Origin of the sequence: Brevibacillus sp. SKDU10 (assembly GCF_001645205.1) — a bacterium.
Classification (GTDB): Bacteria; Bacillota; Bacilli; order Brevibacillales; family Brevibacillaceae; genus Brevibacillus_B; species Brevibacillus_B halotolerans.
The window spans coordinates 1-17,199 of sequence record NZ_LSSO01000009.1 but is presented as its reverse complement, the minus strand read 5'-3'; the positions used below and the strand labels follow the sequence as shown (position 1 = coordinate 17,199).

The 17,199-nt window shown below is 41.9% G+C and carries 18 protein-coding genes and 1 riboswitch; of the genes, 5 read left to right on the top strand and 13 right to left on the bottom strand.

Annotation, left to right across the window (positions count from 1 at the left end; translation table 11 throughout):
- Positions 1 to 83 precede the first annotated feature (83 nt).
- From AYJ08_RS23745 to AYJ08_RS23735, 6 genes are all read right to left on the bottom strand, one after another.
- On the bottom strand, positions 84 to 248 hold the full coding sequence (locus AYJ08_RS23745) for a hypothetical protein (protein WP_003335926.1): 165 nt from the start codon (positions 246 to 248) through the stop codon (positions 84 to 86).
- A gap of 5 nt (positions 249 to 253) precedes the next feature.
- Entirely contained in the window at positions 254 to 1,105 is an 852-nt protein-coding gene (locus AYJ08_RS01405) for a DUF1444 family protein (protein WP_064016296.1), read from the bottom strand.
- A gap of 57 nt (positions 1,106 to 1,162) precedes the next feature.
- A complete protein-coding gene (locus AYJ08_RS01400) occupies positions 1,163 to 2,320 on the bottom strand; it encodes a DUF3900 domain-containing protein (protein ID WP_064016295.1) in 1,158 nt (385 codons plus the stop codon).
- 290 nt (positions 2,321 to 2,610) lie between these two features.
- A complete protein-coding gene (locus tag AYJ08_RS23740) occupies positions 2,611 to 2,766 on the bottom strand; it encodes a hypothetical protein (RefSeq protein ID WP_003335923.1) in 156 nt (51 codons plus the stop codon).
- Between the two features lie 100 nt (positions 2,767 to 2,866).
- A complete protein-coding gene (locus AYJ08_RS01395) occupies positions 2,867 to 4,096 on the bottom strand; it encodes a DEAD/DEAH box helicase (protein WP_064016294.1) in 1,230 nt (409 codons plus the stop codon).
- Between the two features lie 172 nt (positions 4,097 to 4,268).
- A complete protein-coding gene (locus AYJ08_RS23735) occupies positions 4,269 to 4,409 on the bottom strand; it encodes a hypothetical protein (RefSeq protein ID WP_003340661.1) in 141 nt (46 codons plus the stop codon).
- Between the two features lie 192 nt (positions 4,410 to 4,601).
- On the opposite strand from AYJ08_RS23735, the gene AYJ08_RS01390 reads away from it, so the two are divergent.
- On the top strand, positions 4,602 to 5,675 hold the full coding sequence (locus AYJ08_RS01390; protein ID WP_064016293.1) for a phosphodiester glycosidase family protein: 1,074 nt from the start codon (positions 4,602 to 4,604) through the stop codon (positions 5,673 to 5,675).
- A 95-nt stretch (positions 5,676 to 5,770) separates the two neighbouring features.
- Complete coding sequence (locus AYJ08_RS01385) at positions 5,771 to 6,238, top strand: low molecular weight protein-tyrosine-phosphatase (RefSeq protein WP_064016292.1); 468 nt, start codon at positions 5,771 to 5,773, stop codon at positions 6,236 to 6,238.
- Positions 6,239 to 6,361: 123 nt separating this feature from the next.
- On the opposite strand, the gene AYJ08_RS01380 is transcribed toward AYJ08_RS01385, so the two are convergent.
- Positions 6,362 to 7,228: a HEPN domain-containing protein gene (locus tag AYJ08_RS01380; RefSeq protein ID WP_064016291.1), complete on the bottom strand. Its 867-nt coding sequence runs from the start codon at positions 7,226 to 7,228 to the stop codon at positions 6,362 to 6,364.
- 63 nt (positions 7,229 to 7,291) lie between these two features.
- Positions 7,292 to 7,975 (bottom strand): peptidylprolyl isomerase, encoded by a 684-nt coding sequence (locus tag AYJ08_RS01375; protein ID WP_064016290.1) that lies wholly within the window; start codon positions 7,973 to 7,975, stop codon positions 7,292 to 7,294.
- A 108-nt stretch (positions 7,976 to 8,083) separates the two neighbouring features.
- Between AYJ08_RS01375 and AYJ08_RS01370 the strand changes: the two genes are divergently transcribed.
- The gene (locus tag AYJ08_RS01370) at positions 8,084 to 8,233 is read left to right on the top strand and encodes a small acid-soluble spore protein P (RefSeq protein WP_022586243.1); all 150 of its coding nucleotides are present in this window, start codon (positions 8,084 to 8,086) and stop codon (positions 8,231 to 8,233) included.
- 124 nt (positions 8,234 to 8,357) lie between these two features.
- A riboswitch (TPP riboswitch) is annotated at positions 8,358 to 8,474 on the top strand.
- Positions 8,475 to 8,598: 124 nt separating this feature from the next.
- On the top strand, positions 8,599 to 10,377 hold the full coding sequence (gene thiC / locus AYJ08_RS01365; RefSeq protein WP_064016289.1) for a phosphomethylpyrimidine synthase ThiC: 1,779 nt from the start codon (positions 8,599 to 8,601) through the stop codon (positions 10,375 to 10,377).
- Positions 10,378 to 10,515: 138 nt separating this feature from the next.
- On the opposite strand, the gene lpdA is transcribed toward thiC, so the two are convergent.
- The 4 genes from lpdA to pdhA all read right to left on the bottom strand — a co-directional run bounded on the left by lpdA (position 10,516) and on the right by pdhA (position 15,389).
- The gene (gene lpdA / locus AYJ08_RS01360) at positions 10,516 to 11,928 is read right to left on the bottom strand and encodes a dihydrolipoyl dehydrogenase (RefSeq protein ID WP_064016288.1); all 1,413 of its coding nucleotides are present in this window, start codon (positions 11,926 to 11,928) and stop codon (positions 10,516 to 10,518) included.
- A gap of 4 nt (positions 11,929 to 11,932) precedes the next feature.
- On the bottom strand, positions 11,933 to 13,252 hold the full coding sequence (locus AYJ08_RS01355) for a dihydrolipoamide acetyltransferase family protein (RefSeq protein ID WP_064016287.1): 1,320 nt from the start codon (positions 13,250 to 13,252) through the stop codon (positions 11,933 to 11,935).
- Between the two features lie 70 nt (positions 13,253 to 13,322).
- Entirely contained in the window at positions 13,323 to 14,300 is a 978-nt protein-coding gene (locus tag AYJ08_RS01350) for an alpha-ketoacid dehydrogenase subunit beta (protein WP_064016286.1), read from the bottom strand.
- Positions 14,301 to 14,303: 3 nt separating this feature from the next.
- Positions 14,304 to 15,389 (bottom strand): pyruvate dehydrogenase (acetyl-transferring) E1 component subunit alpha, encoded by a 1,086-nt coding sequence (gene pdhA / locus AYJ08_RS01345; protein WP_022586246.1) that lies wholly within the window; start codon positions 15,387 to 15,389, stop codon positions 14,304 to 14,306.
- A gap of 265 nt (positions 15,390 to 15,654) precedes the next feature.
- On the opposite strand from pdhA, the gene AYJ08_RS01340 reads away from it, so the two are divergent.
- Positions 15,655 to 16,389 (top strand): alpha/beta hydrolase, encoded by a 735-nt coding sequence (locus AYJ08_RS01340; protein ID WP_064016285.1) that lies wholly within the window; start codon positions 15,655 to 15,657, stop codon positions 16,387 to 16,389.
- Positions 16,390 to 16,520: 131 nt separating this feature from the next.
- Here AYJ08_RS01340 and AYJ08_RS01335 read toward each other — a convergent pair whose 3' ends face one another.
- The gene (locus AYJ08_RS01335) at positions 16,521 to 16,712 is read right to left on the bottom strand and encodes a hypothetical protein (RefSeq protein WP_064016284.1); all 192 of its coding nucleotides are present in this window, start codon (positions 16,710 to 16,712) and stop codon (positions 16,521 to 16,523) included.
- Positions 16,713 to 17,199 lie beyond the last annotated feature (487 nt).

The window sequence follows — 17,199 nt, the reverse complement described above, 5'->3', positions numbered from 1 at the left end:
ACTATAGGTTGCTCTTCTTGTGACAGAAGCCTTTATCTAAAAAATGAGTATAGCTTCTTGTCATCCCGCTGTATTACTTTGGATTATTTAGGCTGGGTCAATCCCAATTTTTTCGTGATGCTAATAAACGTCTTATAGGTTGCGTTCATTTCTTGCCCTGGCTTCAAGCTTTTTTTATAATCGCTATAATCAGCATATAAATCATCCATGCATTCTTCTAGTAGTTCTTTTTCAATTTTCGTTAGCATTTTTCTTATCCTTTCTGATTAGGACTGACGACCAGGTAGGTCTCTAATTCCCCTTGTTGATAGATGAAAGGTAACGGACATATTGGCACGTCACCTTTACTTGCAAAATGGTGTGTTACCTGAGCTAATAGTTGTGCGCCTTTATCATTTGCTAGATCGCCAATGATCATGACATCCTGGTGAGGAATAGCGGTTCCCAGTAGTTTTCCTTTCTTTTTCCCCTCAAATTCATGTAGGATGCCGGGCAATAAAATCCGACTCGCTGCATACCCGTCTTGTGCATTGAGAAAATAAAGCACATGCTCCCCTACCTGATCGCTTTTCATGGTATAAGGAGATGCCTCAAGATTATCCATCGCAAGATCATGGAGCTTCTCCTGCGTCCATCCAGCTTGCTGCAGCATTTTCTCATCCAGTAGAATGTATCCGTCCTCGCGATCTAATGCATAGGCAATTGTGGTTTCTGCTGTATGGGGATGGGTAATTAAGCTTTTTGCTCGAGGATGGTCGAAGAAAGATGAATGGCGCAACACCGGATACACATTCTGTTCATTTCCCTCTAGCTTACTCGTATCTGTAGCTCCTTTTACCGCTGCCATTATATGCTGTACATAGCGATATAAAAGTTCACGACGGTTGTCAGGCTGAGCTTCCACCTGCTTATATAAGGTTTGTAGGGAAATGGAACGCTCATGGATCTCCTCTTTTATGACAGCTTGTAGCTTAATGTGCTCGCCATCTAAAATACAGCTCCAGCCCTCGGGTAATTCTTTCTCCAATAATTCTTTTACACGCTTCTGAATGGATTCACGGCCTTTTGGATTGTGTTTTTGTTCTTGATCATGATTGTAGCTCATCTACTCACCTCTTTGTCGGATCGCTACTTTGCGTATTGCCTTTTAAAAAAATCGTTCCTACCAAGGTGGGGTATCATCTGAAGGTGCTAGTGCTGATGCTACTTCCATACTAGAGGTTTCTTCAGCCCCGTTTCCTTGGTATCCAGGATGAATGGTCGCTTCTTTAGCCCTTCTTTCAATGTCATCTACTAGCTCATGAAGAGATTTAGGCTTTAAAAATTCCACAGGAGAGAAGCCTTTCTCAAATTGCAGTGCATCTCCCTCTAAGACAACAACATAACGGCCATTCACTTTGGCAATATGCATTTGTGTGCCATAATCGGACAGCATTGCTCTTACCTGTAGGTGATCCAATTTAAATTTCAGTTCGATCTCAGGTTGGTGCTCCGTAATGATGTGCATTGCTTCCATGACGGTCTCATGTTCCCATTTCTCAGCCAGCTCCCGTTTAGGACTCGCAGCTATTAGCTCGATTTCTTCTTCCTCCTGCTGACGCTGTGGTGAATCTTCTGGAAAAGTATATTCAATATGCTGTTTTGCAAGCGAGATAACTTCTTGAGAGACAATCTCTGTGATCGTTCTCGGATACTCGATAAATTTGAGAAATTCTTCAAAATAGCGGGCATGGGAGAACTGATGAATTTTCACATGATAAATATCTACCATACCTTCTTCTTCCATGAAGGGATACATAATTGATTTGATATTTTTTGCATTAATGGCCATTTCCACATTAGATATCAGGCTGTTTTCATCCGTGATCACCGCTGTTTTTTGCTCAAAATCACATTTTAACAGAAATAAGAATGAATCGTCGAGCTTGTCTAGCTTGGCTTTGACGATTATAAGTACGCCACCGCGAACTTGTGGTGTTTTGACATATGATTGTAGAAGGTCTAGCGAATGCGATTTGATATCTTCCTTAGCTGCGGAATGCAGTAAACGTTTAAACAACCCATAATTCGGATTTGAATCTAGCGGGTGTCCAGGCTCTAGGATAAATTGCCCCAATTTCGTTGCCGCCGCATCATGTAAGGGATTTTTTTCTACTTTTCGTTTCGCAATCTTGGTAAATTCTCCGTCAAGGAACGTTTTTAGTTCGCTTTGTTCATATTCATCATGGGAAAGAATTTTAGACATGCGTACCTGCTTCGTTCCCTCATCATCAATCTGCTCTAATACAAAAAAGGAAAGCCAGTCGATACTAAAGTTCATAAAAATGTTTCTCCTTCTCTCTATTTCCCGCGTTCTAGCTATCAGAACTTGATTATAACAGATGATTTGCTTACATTGGAGATAAGGAGCAATTTTCATGAGCAGGTTAGTCATCTAGGAGGAGAGAAAACATTGAGCAGTTTACCTTTTACTAGTATTATCTGGATCATTATTCTTGGGGTCAGTTTTTGTTTTTTATTCTATTTTCTATCTAAACGTCCTAAATAACCAGCTATAACCTTGTAGTAGCGAAAAGAGCGGCTTTTTAGCCGCTCTTTTTAACGTGGACCCTATTCGACAATCTCTTGTTGCTTTGCTTGTTCCATCAGTTCTTTTAATTCCTGAGCTTCTCTTTGCAACGTTTGGCGCTCCTGACTGGATAACCGCTCGCCACCAATCTGCCCATTTACCAAAAGCTTTTCTTCATACAGTCGGTTTTTACGCACAAGCCCTTCCCACCTTCCGTTAATAAGGAATGTTTGTACCCTACTAATGTGTCACAGTTAGAGGGGGCTTATGTACCTACTAAGAAAAACAAGCGGTCTTTTAGGAGCGTTTTCTTGAAGGACTGCGCTTACCTGGTGTACGATCTCCAGTTGAAGAGTCACGCTGTTTCGCTTTCTGTCCCAAATTAGGCTTACGTGCCTCACCTGGATCAACCAAAGCCCCATAGGACATCGCTTTTTCCAGAATCGGAATTTGTTTTTGTTTAGAGAATTTTTGGATGATAAATCGTTGGTTAGGTAACACAATCGAAAAGACCAGTCCTGCCTTCCCCATACGCCCCGTTCTTCCGCTGCGGTGAACATATGTATCGGCATCTGTAGCAGGATCATAGTGAATAACCAGCTCAACATCAGAAATATCAATACCGCGAGCGGCTACATCTGTTACGATTAATACAGGTAGCTTCCCTTCACGGAAATGCTGCAGGGCCCGCGCTCGATCCACTTTTGGCGTATCTCGATGAAGCAGTTCGCATTCTAGATGATGATACGTTAGCTTCTCTTTAATTTCATCAACCCGCTCGATGGTATTTAAGAAAACAAGTGTTTTTTTAGCATTGACCATACGAATCAGACGACGAAGCGCATCTGCTTTTTTACGCCCTTCTTCTACTAAATAAAAATGAAGCACTTCATATTTACTCTCAGGAGCCTCTGTTGCAATGACTACCGGCTCATGAGCCATGCTCTTTATTAAAGCTTGTGTTTGTTTAGATAATGTTGCAGAGAAAAACAAGCGTTGCGTATCACGCATTAAACGGCGCAATACATCCTGCACCGGATTAGCAAATCCGCGATCGAGCATGCGATCAGCCTCATCGATTACTACACTTTTCACGGTATGCACTTTTAATTTGCGTATTTCTAACAGCTCTTTTACGCGCCCCGGCGTTCCGATAACAATAGCTGGATGGGTTTTTAGCTTGTCCAACTGGCGCTTCGCATCGACTCCACCAATCAGTGCGGCGGCATGCATTCCAATAGAAGCTAACAACTGCGTAGCCTCGCGATAAATCTGCATAACCAGCTCTTGCGTAGGTGCTAATACTAGTACTTGTAATTCTTTTTTTGTTTCATCTAAATTTTGGACAAGAGGCAATAAATATGCCATTGTTTTCCCTGATCCCGTAGGAGATTCAGCTATGACATCTTTTCCCTCTAGAATAACCGGCAAGGTTTGTGCTTGAATAGGAGTTAGCTTTTCATAGCCACGTTCCCTTAGAAATGTTACAATGGGACCTCGTGTAATTTGCATAAAATCGTTAGACACTGAAGAAATCCTCCTACAACCAAATAGTTCGTACAGATTAGCTTACCATTTTCTTGGCAAGAAGAAAACCCAAGGTATCAAATTCAATCTTTGCATCTCTCATCGCCAAATATGTATGCAAAAGGCGATTTCTCAAAAAGAGTCATCGCCCTTACGTATCAGATTAGCCAGATTAGGAGTTAGAATCCACTCTTGTTTCGTGTTTTTCCATTTTATCATGGCGGTCTGTCTCACTATGCTGGTTATGAGTGCCCGGTGGATTTTTTCTGTACTCTTCTACTTGTTCCTGAAACTCTTTATCAAATTCGCGCATAAACCTCACCTCCATATGTAGTTTACCCAGAATAAGAGAAAGCATGCTGATAGCTTCATTAGGGTCTATCCAGTAAGTGCTGTCAATGGAATGCAAAAAGGTCGTAACCTTTTATCCACATGCGCGTCATATAAATGGAACTACCTCCTTATACCTAAAAATATCAGATTAAGCTAGATAGGAATGAGATACATGTCAGAGGCACCACTATCCCGTACTCGCAGTTCTAAAGATCAACAACCCATGCGAAGATCAAAAAAGAGAAAAGCGAAACGAAAAAAGAAACTATTATTAGGAAGTATTGTAACCTTCGTTGTACTAGTAGCCGGTTTTTATTTAACCCACGACTTGCGGTTGTGGCTTGCTGGAACGTTGCTCACAACTCAACACTCCAGTTGGGCTAAATATACATTGGTAGGAGAAGACGCCCTTAATTCTCTTCGTGCGGAGATCAATAATCCCGAAGCGATTAACTCCGTTTCACCTACAGAGGTAACTACTCCGCCGGCAAAAGAAGAAAAACAAGAAGAAAAGCCTGTTCAAAAAGAGCTGACTGAAGTTATTCCGGTAGAAAAATACTTCAATCCCGCTCATTACTTTAAAGGATACGTGATGAAGGTTTCTGATCCTAACCGTGTACACTTAATTCAAACAACCGGTACAAAAAAGAACCGGGGTAAACCACGCGGTGAATGGATTAGTGAATTCTCAGAACGAACGAATGCAATTGGTGGAGTCAATGCAAGCGGCTTTTATGATCCCAATTTTATGGGGTACGGCAGCCAAGCAGCTGGACTAGTGATCGTAGATGGAAAACTGCTTCAGGATTACAATCCATCCGGCGGGGACACCGTGCTTGGAATTGATTATAGCGGAAAGTTAATCACAGGTCGTTATACCTCTAAAGAGCTGTTGAAGATGAATATTAGAGATGCTATGTCATTTCGACCTCAATTGGTGGTAAATGGAAAGAACCTCTTTGCCGGAAAAGATCCGATTAGCTGGGGAATCGCTCCACGTACGGCTGTAGGCCAGATGGCTGATGGCACCATCTTGTTCATTGTTATTGATGGTCGTCAAAAGCACTCTATTGGTGCTAGCATGAAAGATATGGCTGATCTGCTCGAAGAATACGGCGCTGTAAATGGAATGGCTATGGACGGCGGTACTTCTTCCATGATGGTTGACAAAGGCAATGTTCTCACAAAATCCGCAAATGGCGACCCACGTGGTCGTTGGTTACCAAACGCATGGATGGTATACTAAGAATAGGCATGTGAGTAGATTAAAACAAATAACCTCGGCGAGCTTGATAGCCGAGGTTTTGCTTTGTTCATATGCAATGTAAGGAGGTTTTTCATATGGTACGTGTGTTATTTGTTTGTCTAGGCAACATTTGTCGATCACCCATGGCAGAGGCAGTTTTTCGTCATCAAGTACAACTCGCCGGACTAGAGGAATTCATTGAAATTGATTCAGCAGCGATTGGCAGTTGGCACGTTGGAAACCCTCCACATGAAGGGACTCAACTAGTATTAACGAAGCATAACATTCGTTTTGATACTATTTTTGCTAGACAAATTCGTTCTGCTGATTTTCAACAATTTGACTATATTGTATGCATGGACAATTCCAATGTAGAAAAATTGTGTGCTTTTGCTCCAGATGCTAAAAATGTTACCAAACTGATGGATTATGCTCCCGCTTATAAGGAAACAGAAGTCGAAGATCCCTATTTTACAGGTAGATTTGATTATGTGTACGAGTTAGTCGAAGCAGGTTCGGTTGGTTTAATCAATCATATTCGTGACAAACACGATTTATCTTAACAAAGCAAGCCTATGTCTTTATTCGTTTGTTTAGTTTTAAAAAAAGCAGCCACTCCTAGAAAACGAGTAGCTGCTTTTCTATTTAAGAAGGTTCCCCCTGCTATTCCCCTGTTTAATTCATTTCTAGGGCAAGACAATATGTTCAAAATAAGCAGGTGAAAATTCCTCTTTATATGTTCTGCCAGTTAGCACCAAATTGTCTAGTTGTTCCCTCAGCTTTTGTAGTTTGGTTTTTTCTAGAGCTAAATTAATAAGGGTAGCTCTGGCAATCTGACGTAATATCTGTATTTCTTCTTTGATTGTATTACCTAAATCCTTACCGCTATGAACCACTTCAGAACGATGGTTGTAGGAGTTTTTAATAAAATTGGCAATCCTAATCCTTTCTTCAGGTGTTTGCCCCAGATAATAAGCAATTCTTGTTCGCACCTTGTACGTAATCTCTCCCTTTTTACCATCTGGTACAAACAAAGACTCCAAAGCAATCCATAAATCTAACAACTCATCCTCCAACGATTTCTTTTCTAAAGCTAATAAATATCTGCGATACGGAACGGTTGGAAACGAGATATCTGCATTCATTAGACGCTTGAACAATCCCTCTATTTGATCGGTATATATAAACTTAGGACCATCTAATGAGCGTTTTAAATAATTAATCCCATACCGATTTTCTTCCATTGTTAATAGATAAGGGATCGAACAAACCCCTTCTCCATTCGCCATGTTTAAGCGATTCTCTATTTCAGCTATAAAAGGACGATCCTCTTTTACTTTTAAGGTAGGATACTCTGCATAGAGAAACAATGAGTTTGGTTTTACCTTTTCTTCAAAATGAAGCCGATTCTCGTTCATCTGTGGACGCAAGCGCTCATGACAAATCTTATACAAGGGCTCAAAGCCGGATACCAGAAAGAAATCCTCACTTAGCTGTATGCGAAGTGGTTTATCTGTTATGGTATTAAATACGGGTGCAATCAAGGTTGGCATGATGATCCCTCCATTCGCCACGGCTTTATAGGTTATGACTCTTATAAAGGCTTCTGGCCGTTTTTACTTAGATGCTGATCCTTGTTCCTGACTCAAACGCTTAATGATATTTTCATTCTCAATCATATCCTCTTGCTTGTCCGCATACAACAATCCATAATGGGTTAGCATAGTGGAAATTTGATTATTGTCCGTTAGAATGACATGCAGAACAGCTTTATTTTTGAAATCATAATACTCCAGAACTCTTCCTAGGTCGCGTGTTGGCGCTCCATATACCTTTTTGATATCTTCTAGGGTTAGTTGCTTTTTAGACTCAAGATTTTTCATCAAATCTCCGCGTTTTAACATCACTTGGGCAGCTACTAATGTAGGGTCAGCCGTTTTGGTAAAATATAAGGGGTAGGCCTTATTCCATTTTGCCCCTGTTAATGGATTGATCTTGATAAAAGCTACTTCTTGCTCTACTTCTGGATTTGGTCCATTCTCTGATTTTAAATTGGTACGAAAATTACTTTTAATGGTCTTTTTTTCTACAGCAGGTCCATATATTTTTTCCATCTGAGCTAGTGTCGTTTTCCCAATCATAGCTTGCTCTGTAAACTTGAGCTCCGCTGTGAGATCTATCTGATTAACCTTTATATCTTGGGCTTGTTCAATAGGCGTCGTATTTGATTGATTTCCACTACAGCCTGTTACAAGTAATAAGCTAGCGAGCACTGCCATAAACATCGATCTTTTTTTCATAAAAATCTGTCCTCTCCTGTTTAACTATAATTCACAGCGTTACAAACACTTCCCAATGCATGTGATACCAATTTCCCTCCCATACTAATCACGAAGGAGCTGATAAGGATGGCAAAAGATGATTTCTTAGTAGAAAATCCGCATCAAACATATAATAACCAATTTCAAGGCTTAGAACAAACCGGGGAACCTTTGCCAGGAACCAAAAAGGTAAAGCAAAAGAATCATTCCCGTCAAGTTAAAACACGCGAAGGATAACCCTCTGCTTAACAAACCGCCTGTCCCTGGCCGGATTGGCGGTTTTGTTTATTTTTCCCACACATAACGTTCCATCAGTCCTATTGACCCACATTTTTCCATATGATATGGTAGAAGGGCAACTACATATGGATACGGGAGCTTGGATGAAGCCAGGCTGAGAGGGTGGAGAACTCTGCTACCGACCGTGAAACCTGATCTGGATAATGCCAGCGTAGGAAACGATCCCATACGAATGACTTCGTTTATTTCAGCATGTTTATTTTGTATGGATAAGAGCCGTCAGCCTTTGCTGTATGGCTCTTTTTAGTTTGTCGCTCCTACCGTCCCTAGCTAGTTGCCAAATGATGTTGGGAGGTATAGCAATGTCTATTTTATCAACTCCGTCTTTTTTTCCAGCAAGTCGCAAGAGATATGTGACAGGCTCAAGGCCTGATCTACTGGTTCCGTTTCGTGAAATTATGCTTTCTCCTACTGTTGATCAGCAAGGACGCGTTACTCCAAATGCTCCTTTGCAAGTGTATGATACGAGCGGACCCTACACAGATGAAACACTGTTTGAAACGATTGATCTAAGCAAAGGTCTTGCACCACTCCGCTCTCCTTGGATTTTAGAACGCAATGACACAGAAACATACGGGGCCTCCAAAAATCTTGCCCCTACAAAATCAAAGGATGCTAACTCGCTTCCTGTTCAAGAATTTGAAAATCGTCCACCTCTGCGAGCACGTAGAGGAAAACGCGTCACTCAGCTTCATTATGCACGTAAAGGCATCATTACACCTGAAATGGAATTCGCAGCGATACGTGAGGGAATAAAGCCAGAGGTAGTACGTCAAGAAATTGCCAGTGGACGCGCCATATTGCCAGCTAATATAAATCACCCCGAGCTAGAGCCTATGCTTATTGGCAAGCAATTTTTGGTAAAAATAAACGCTAATATTGGAAATTCGGCTGTTCTTTCCTCCATAGAAGATGAAGTTGAAAAAATGGTCTGGGCAATTCGCTGGGGAGCGGATACCATAATGGATTTATCGACCGGTAAAAATATTCACACGACACGTGAATGGATTTTACGGAATGCTCCTGTACCAGTCGGAACTGTACCATTGTATCAAGCTTTGGAGAAAGCGGGAGGACAACCAGAGAATTTATCCTGGGAATTATACCGGGATACGTTAATCGAGCAAGCAGAACAAGGTGTGGACTACTTCACAGTGCATGCTGGACTCTTGCTTCGTTACATCCCTCTTACCATGAATCGTGTGACAGGAATCGTTTCGCGAGGAGGTTCCATTATGGCCTCTTGGTGTCTTACCTATCATCAGGAGAATTTCTTGTATACACATTTCCGTGAGATTTGTGAAATTGCAAGTGCTTACGATATCTCACTCTCCTTAGGGGATGGTCTGCGGCCGGGGTCCATTGCGGATGCCAATGATGCTGCTCAAATGGCGGAATTGGAAACCTTGGGTGAACTAACGAAAATGGCCTGGGAGTATGATGTTCAGGTCATGATCGAAGGGCCGGGACATGTTCCCATGCACAAGATTAAAGAAAACGTAGACATTCAGCAGGATATTTGTCAGGAGGCTCCCTTCTATACGTTAGGGCCGCTTACAACTGATATTGCCCCCGGATATGATCACATTACCTCTGCCATTGGTGCTGCTATGATTGGCTGGTTTGGTACTGCGATGCTATGCTATGTAACGCCGAAAGAACATTTAGGACTGCCTAATAAGCATGATGTAAAAGAAGGGGTCATCGCCTATAAAATCGCAGCGCATGCCGCCGATCTAGCAAAAGGTCATCCCCTTGCTCAAGCATGGGATGATGCGATGTCAAAAGCACGATTTGAATTTCGCTGGCACGATCAATTTCATTTATCATTAGATCCCGAGCGAGCACGCGATTATCATGATGAAGCTCTTCCCGCTGAACCAGCTAAAACAGCGCATTTTTGCTCGATGTGTGGACCGAAATTTTGCAGCATGAAAATTAGTCATGAATTAAAAGGAATGGTTGATAACAGTCAATTGTCGGATAAAAGTACACCAAGTCTTGAAGATTCTCTCATTGAAACAGGGCTTTCTCAAAAGGCAGAAGAGTTTAAACGCTCTGGCTCTAAAATGTATACCTGAGCTCTTTTATTAGCTTGTAATACTCGGTATGTTTGTACACACTCTTATCTTTTTCTTGCAAGCTAATATAACCTTCTTTTACGAGTAAAGAAAAAAGGTTGCTGGTCTATTCCAGCAACCCTTTTCTATAGAGAATAATTATTTTACCACTACGTGGATCGGACGACCAAGCGCCATTTCTGCAGCTTCCAATGTTACTTCGCCCAAAGTTGGGTGAGCATGGATAGTTAGCTCGATATCTTCCAATGTAGCACCCATCTCAATAGCCAAAGCTACTTCAGATACGATGTTAGAAGCATCTTCCCCAACGAATTGTGCACCTAGAACTACTCCTGTTTCTTTGTCAGCAATGATTTTTGCAAATCCTTCGCCGGCATTAACAGATAGAGCACGTCCGTTAGCAGCATAAGGGAAACGACCTACAACTACATCTAGACCTTGTTCTTTTGCTTCTCTTTCAGAGATACCCACACTGGACATTTCTGGATCGGAGAATACAACAGAAGGAATGCACTTGTAATCCACTTCAGCCGCATGTCCCGCAATTGCCTCAGCAGCCACTTTACCTTCATAAGAAGCTTTGTGAGCTAGCGCAAGACCTGGAACAATGTCACCAATCGCGAAGATGTGTGGTAGACTTGTACGACCTTGTTTATCTACTTCGATCAATCCGCGCTCGTTCATTTTCACGCCGATCGCTTCAAGACCGATATCATTTGTGTTAGGCTTACGGCCAACAGTAACTAGTACGTAATCAGCTTCAAAGGACATTTCTTCTCCTTTTACTTCTGCTTTTACGACTACACCGTTTTCTGATTCTTCCACGCCTTTTGCAAGAGCTTTGGTATGAATTTTCACGTTGTGTTTTTTCAAACGACGTTCAACTAGACGAGTCATGTCTTGTTCAAATCCAGGTAGGATATGGTCTGCACCCTCAAGGATTGTAAGTTCTGTACCAAATTTAGCAAGAACTGTACCTAGCTCAACCCCGATGTATCCACCACCGATAACTACCATGCGTTTTGGAATTTCGCCAAGACTTAATACCTCAGTAGAGGACAATACTCGCTTGCTCCATTTAAACGCTGGAAGTTCGAACGGACGAGAACCGGTCGCGATAATCGCATTGTTGAACTTGAATTTAAGGGACTCATTATCGTTATAAACGCTGATTTCATTCTCAGACAAGAAGAACGCTTCCCCAGAAACTAGACGTATTTTGTTTCCTTTGAACAAGGAAGCAACCCCGCCAGTCAATTGTTTCACGATGCCGCTTTTCCATTCTTGTACTTTAGCATAGTCAACTTTTACGTTTTCCATGGTAATACCCATGCTAGCACCATGCTGTGCATTTTCATAAACGTGAGAAGCGTGGATAAGGGCTTTTGATGGGATACAACCCACGTTCAAGCATACGCCACCTACGTTACCACGTTCTACTACAACTACGCTTTTCCCCAATTGAGCTGCGCGGATTGCTGCGACATAACCACCAGGACCTGCCCCGATGACTACTACGTCAATTTCTTCTACGAATTCTCCTACTACCATGTTGTTATCCCTCCATAACCAATAGTGTTGGGTTCTCCAGAAGCTTTTTGATATAGTTCATGAAACGTTGCGCTGGATCTCCATCGATTAGACGGTGGTCAAAGCTTAGAGACAACGCTAAGACTGGTGCAACAACAATCTCACCGTTTTTCACTACTGGTTTCTCTTCAATGCGACCTACACCCAAAATAGCTACTTCAGGATGGTTGATCACTGGAGTGAAGAACATTCCACCAGCAGAACCGATGTTTGTGATGCTGAAAGTAGAACCTTTCATTTCATCGGCAGATGCTTTACGGTCACGAGCTTTACCAGCTAATTCGTTAATCTCAGCAGAGATTTCGAAGATGGATTTACGATCTGCGCCTTTAACTACAGGTACGAGCAAGCCGTCTTCTGTAGATGTTGCAATACCAATATTATAGTACTTTTTGAAGATGATTTCTTGTGTTTCATCATCCATAGAAGTGTTAAGGATTGGGAATTTTTTCAAACCAGCCACTACTGCTTTTACAATGAATGGAAGGTAAGTTAATTTAATTCCTTGTTCCATAGCTAGTGGTTTACCTTCTTTACGTAGGTTAACCAAGCCAGTAACGTCTACTTCGTCAAACAAAGTAACGTGTGGAGCTGTGTATTTAGATTTAACCATTGCTTTAGAAATAGCTTTACGGATACCTTTCAAAGGTACGCGCTCTTCTAATTCGAAAGCTTGTGGAGCGTAGTGTTGTGTAGGTGTTGCTGCTGCTGCTTGAGAAGCAGTTGGTGCTGCTGCTGCTTGCGGTGCTGCTGCTTGAGCAGGTGCTGTAGCGCCACCAGCAAGATATGCATCTACATCAGCTTTGGTAATTCGACCAACTTTACCGCCTGTACCTGGTACAAGCGCCAAATCGATGTTCTTTTCACGAGCGTATTTACGCACGGAAGGAGTAGCAAGTACATGCTTGCGATCAATTGGAGCTCCGCCTTGAGCAACAGCTGGTGCTGCAGCCGCCGCTGGTGCTTCAGTAGCTTTAGGAGCTTCTTGAGCAGGTGCTGCGCTTTCGCCACCATGTCCATGATCTGCACCTTCAGGCAATGCACCTTCTACTTCAATAACACATAGTGTGTCACCTACTGTAGAAACAGTACCTTCACTCACATTGATCTCAAGTACTTTACCTGCAACAGGAGATGGTAGTTCTACCATGGATTTATCATTTTGTACTTCTAGGATAACTTGATCCTCTTCAATTGTATCTCCCACAGCTACATGCCACTTTGCAATTTCACCTTCGTGGATACCTTCACCAGTTTCTGGCAATTTATATTCAAATCGTGCCACTATAATTCCCTCCTATCGATTTCGAGAAAGAAGGCGGAAAGCTTACTTTCCGCCATTGATTATACGAATCTTAGAACTCCAATACGCGGTTCACGCCGTCAATAACACCTTTTACATCAGGCAACCAAGCATCTTCTGCTTGTGCAAACGGGAACACGGAATCTGGAGGTGCGATACGAAGAACAGGCGCTTCTAGATGTAAGATAGCTTTTTCGTTGATTTGCGCGATGATTTCAGCAGCGACACCGGCAGTGCGTTGTGCTTCTTGCACAACGATTGCACGATTTGTTTTTTGTACGGAAGCAAGGATTGTTTCCATATCTAATGGAGATAAGGTGCGCAAGTCGATAACTTCAACGCTTTTACCTTGTTTTTCTAATTCTTCGGCAGCTTTCATGCTTGTTTGAACCATTGCACCGTAAGTGATGATCGTTACATCTGTACCCTCACGAACGATGTTTGCTTTACCCAATGGAATTGTATATTCGCCTTCTGGTACTTCTTGACGGAAGGAACGATATAGTTTCATATGCTCAAGGAAGATTACCGGATCGTTATCGCGAATCGCGGAGATCAATAGACCTTTTGCATCGTAAGGATTAGATGGGATTACTACTTTCACACCTGGTGTTTGAAGGAAGATACCTTCTAGTGAGTCAGAATGCAACTCAGGGGTTTTTACGCCTCCACCAAATGGAGAGCGGAATACGATTGGGCTAGTGAATTTTCCACCAGAACGGTAACGCATGCGAGCAGCTTGAGTTGCGATCGCATCAATTGTTTCAAAAACGAAACCAAAGAATTGAATCTCAACAACTGGACGGAATCCGTTGATACCAAGACCTACTGCCAATCCACCAAATCCAGATTCAGCTAGAGGTGTATCAAATACGCGATCTTCGCCAAACTCTTTTTGCAGATTTTCTGTTGCACGGAATACACCGCCATTATTACCCACGTCTTCCCCAAATACTAGAACTTGAGGGTCGCGTGCCAATTCAATACGCATCGCATCAGTAATGGCTTGAATCATTGTCAAATTTGCCATGGCTTACTTCGACTCCTTTGCCAGATATTCTGCTTTTTGTTCTTCTAGGTGTGGAGGCAAAGTCTCGAACATCACATCAATAAGCTCAGAAACTTTCATTTTTGCTGTTTCGTCAGCTTTCTTGATTTGCTCAGCAACATGGGCTTTTGCCTCTTCGATTACTGCCTCTTCATCTTGCTCGCTCCATAGTCCTTTTGCTTCTAGGAATTTACGGAAACGAATTAATGGATCTTTTTGTTCCCATTCGGATTGCTCTTCACCAGTACGGTAACGAGTTGGATCATCACCAGACATGGAGTGAGGACCGAAACGGTATGTAAGAGCTTCGATCAATGTAGCTCCTCCACCGTTAATGCCGCGTTCTCTTGCAACTTGTGTTGCTTTTACAACTGCAAGAACGTCCATACCATCAATGCGAGCGCTAGAAATACCAGCTGCTACGGATTTAACAGCGATGTTTTCGGATTTTGTTTGCTTAGCAAACGGCAGGGAGATTGCGTAACCATTGTTTTGGTTAAAGAAGATAACTGGTAGGTTGTATACACCAGCATAGTTCATAGCTTCATAGAAGTCACCTTGAGAAGTTGCACCATCACCGAAGTAGTTGATTGCTACTTTCTTTTCTCCGCGAAGCTTAAAGCCCATTGCTACACCAGTAGCTTGTGTACATTGTGCCGCAATGATAATTTGTGGCATCAATACGTTTACACCGTCAGGGTAACGTCCACCTTCGATGTGACCGCGGGACCACAAGAATACTTGGTACATAGGAACACCATGCCATACCATTTGTGGAAGGTCACGGTAGCTTGGTAGGATAAAGTCTTCTTTGCTCAAAGCAAATTCAGAACCTACCATAGTAGCCTCTTGCCCAGAAACTGGAGCTACGAAGCCCAGACGACCTTGACGTTGCAAACTAATTGCACGTTGGTCCCAAACACGAGTGAAAACCATGCGACGCATAATTTCACGAAGCTCTTCATCAGAAAGCTTAGGCATCATTTCAGGATTAACAACAGTTCCATCCGGAGCCAGAATTTGCAATGGCTCATTGTGACCGATATGTTCTACAGCAGTAGATACAGTCATTTAGCTCACCTCATTAACGGAGTTTTGTTTGGAGTAAAATTACATTTTTCGGAAGATACGAAAGCCCTGTATATGTGAACCATATAAAAGTTATTTCAACTGTTATATTTCAGTTCATGACTCTGTTTTTTGTGTTATAATATAGTCATTACAGGGGTTTACTTGTTCCTGTTATTATCAATGATAAGTTCTGTATCATTTTTTTGCAAGACCTTAATTACAATTTGTTAAAACGATAGAATAATTGTCGGGAGGTTTTCATTCGATGTCAGACATCCTAAAACGAACCATCATCAAAGAAGAACTTACCAGCAAGTACCTAGATGCACCACGCCAAGTAAAAGTATATTTACCCCCGGGTTACAATGACATGCTCTCCTACCCGGTCATCTATTGTCAGGATGGAAACGAGTTCTTTACGATGGGTCGAATCGCTACAATTGCTAACCGCCTTATTCTTGAAGAAGGCATGGAGCCTATGATTATTGTCGGTGTCTCAAACGAACGAAGCAAACGCACCAGTGAATACTCACATGTTGGGGAAAGAAACCCTGGGTACAAACGCTTCTTCGCAGAGGAGCTTGTCCCTTATATTGAAGACAAATACCCAATTCGCCAAGACCCTGATAGCCGTATTCTAGCCGGCGACTCCCTTGGTGGTACAGTTTCGTTCCATCTAGCTCTTGATTACCCTCATCTATTCCACAAAATCATCTCTTTATCAGGAGCATTCTTTGATGCCTCTATTGATGAAGCGAAAAAAGAAACTGACCTATCCTGGATGAATATGTGGATGATTGTAGGTTTGGAAGAGCTGCAAGTCGAAACCAGTACAGGCACCTACGATTTCTTAGACTACAACCGAAGAATGAAGTCTGTTTTGGATCAAAAGCAAGCACGTATCTCCTATATTGAGGATCACGGCGACCATGTATGGGGCTTTTGGCAACGTGTGCTACCTGATGCATTGGCCTACTTCTTTCCAATTTCAGGTCTATAAACTATGACAGGGGGTGCTTCTGCCCCCTTTTTTAGCCTTAAGAAATACAGGGTGATAGGACGGCTAGGACATCGCAGCTTCCTATAAAATAATTTCGGCTCTTTCTAATCTAATTGTTAACGCTTTCATTTTTATAGACCATTAATTTCTCGGATATTTTCATACCTGTAGCTTCGCCCATCAGATAAGCGAATCTCCTCATCGGTTGCTTCCGAAATTTCGCCAGCCACTTGTTGTGAGTCTGCTAATACAATATTGACAAGCTTACTGACTTCCCGATTCATCTGTTGCTTTATCTTCATAATATCTTGTTCTGAAATCACGTATCCACCCCAGTTTCATTAGTTCCTCTTTTCTAGTATGACAAACAGAGCTTTCATTTAATCGCATGACGAAGAACTGTGGAACGAGATTTTGCAAAAGAAGGACCTTCCTTCTATCTTTCCTTGACTAACTAAAAAATGCGCCTTCTCCATCTACTCAACAAAAGAAACAGAAAGAGGATACAAGATTTAGACAAATCAATCGTTAGATTCCCTTCAATAAAGGTGAAGCCAGTCCTTTTTTGGTTTTTAAGGAAAATTCAGCTATTTTATTAGTATTAGCTAGCACAATTTCTTACTATGTATATTCTTATCTTACTCTCTTTCTCAATGATAGGATAACATACAGATAATCATGTGTCATAAAATAATTGTATTTGAAGCCATTTCATCAAATAATTGAAACACAAATACTAGCTAATACAAAAAAGCACCCTGACTAACAGTCAAAGTGCTTTACTTACAAGTATGGTGGGGAGAGACGGAT

Bases quoted from the DNA above. Each gene is read 5' to 3' on its own strand.
- AYJ08_RS23745 (WP_003335926.1), bottom strand. From the start codon at position 248: ATGCTAACGAAAATTGAAAAAGAACTACTAGAAGAATGCATGGATGAT.
- AYJ08_RS01375 (WP_064016290.1), bottom strand. From the start codon at position 7,975: ATGAAAAAAAGATCGATGTTTATGGCAGTGCTCGCTAGCTTATTACTT.
- AYJ08_RS01405 (WP_064016296.1), bottom strand. From the start codon at position 1,105: ATGAGCTACAATCATGATCAAGAACAAAAACACAATCCAAAAGGCCGT.
- pdhA (WP_022586246.1), bottom strand. From the start codon at position 15,389: ATGACTGTATCTACTGCTGTAGAACATATCGGTCACAATGAGCCATTG.
- lpdA (WP_064016288.1), bottom strand. From the start codon at position 11,928: ATGGTAGTAGGAGAATTCGTAGAAGAAATTGACGTAGTAGTCATCGGG.
- AYJ08_RS01340 (WP_064016285.1), top strand. From the start codon at position 15,655: ATGTCAGACATCCTAAAACGAACCATCATCAAAGAAGAACTTACCAGC.
- AYJ08_RS01390 (WP_064016293.1), top strand. From the start codon at position 4,602: ATGTCAGAGGCACCACTATCCCGTACTCGCAGTTCTAAAGATCAACAA.
- AYJ08_RS01380 (WP_064016291.1), bottom strand. From the start codon at position 7,228: ATGCCAACCTTGATTGCACCCGTATTTAATACCATAACAGATAAACCA.
- AYJ08_RS01400 (WP_064016295.1), bottom strand. From the start codon at position 2,320: ATGAACTTTAGTATCGACTGGCTTTCCTTTTTTGTATTAGAGCAGATT.
- AYJ08_RS01385 (WP_064016292.1), top strand. From the start codon at position 5,771: ATGGTACGTGTGTTATTTGTTTGTCTAGGCAACATTTGTCGATCACCC.
- AYJ08_RS01370 (WP_022586243.1), top strand. From the start codon at position 8,084: ATGGCAAAAGATGATTTCTTAGTAGAAAATCCGCATCAAACATATAAT.
- AYJ08_RS01350 (WP_064016286.1), bottom strand. From the start codon at position 14,300: ATGGCAAATTTGACAATGATTCAAGCCATTACTGATGCGATGCGTATT.
- AYJ08_RS23735 (WP_003340661.1), bottom strand. From the start codon at position 4,409: ATGCGCGAATTTGATAAAGAGTTTCAGGAACAAGTAGAAGAGTACAGA.
- thiC (WP_064016289.1), top strand. From the start codon at position 8,599: ATGTCTATTTTATCAACTCCGTCTTTTTTTCCAGCAAGTCGCAAGAGA.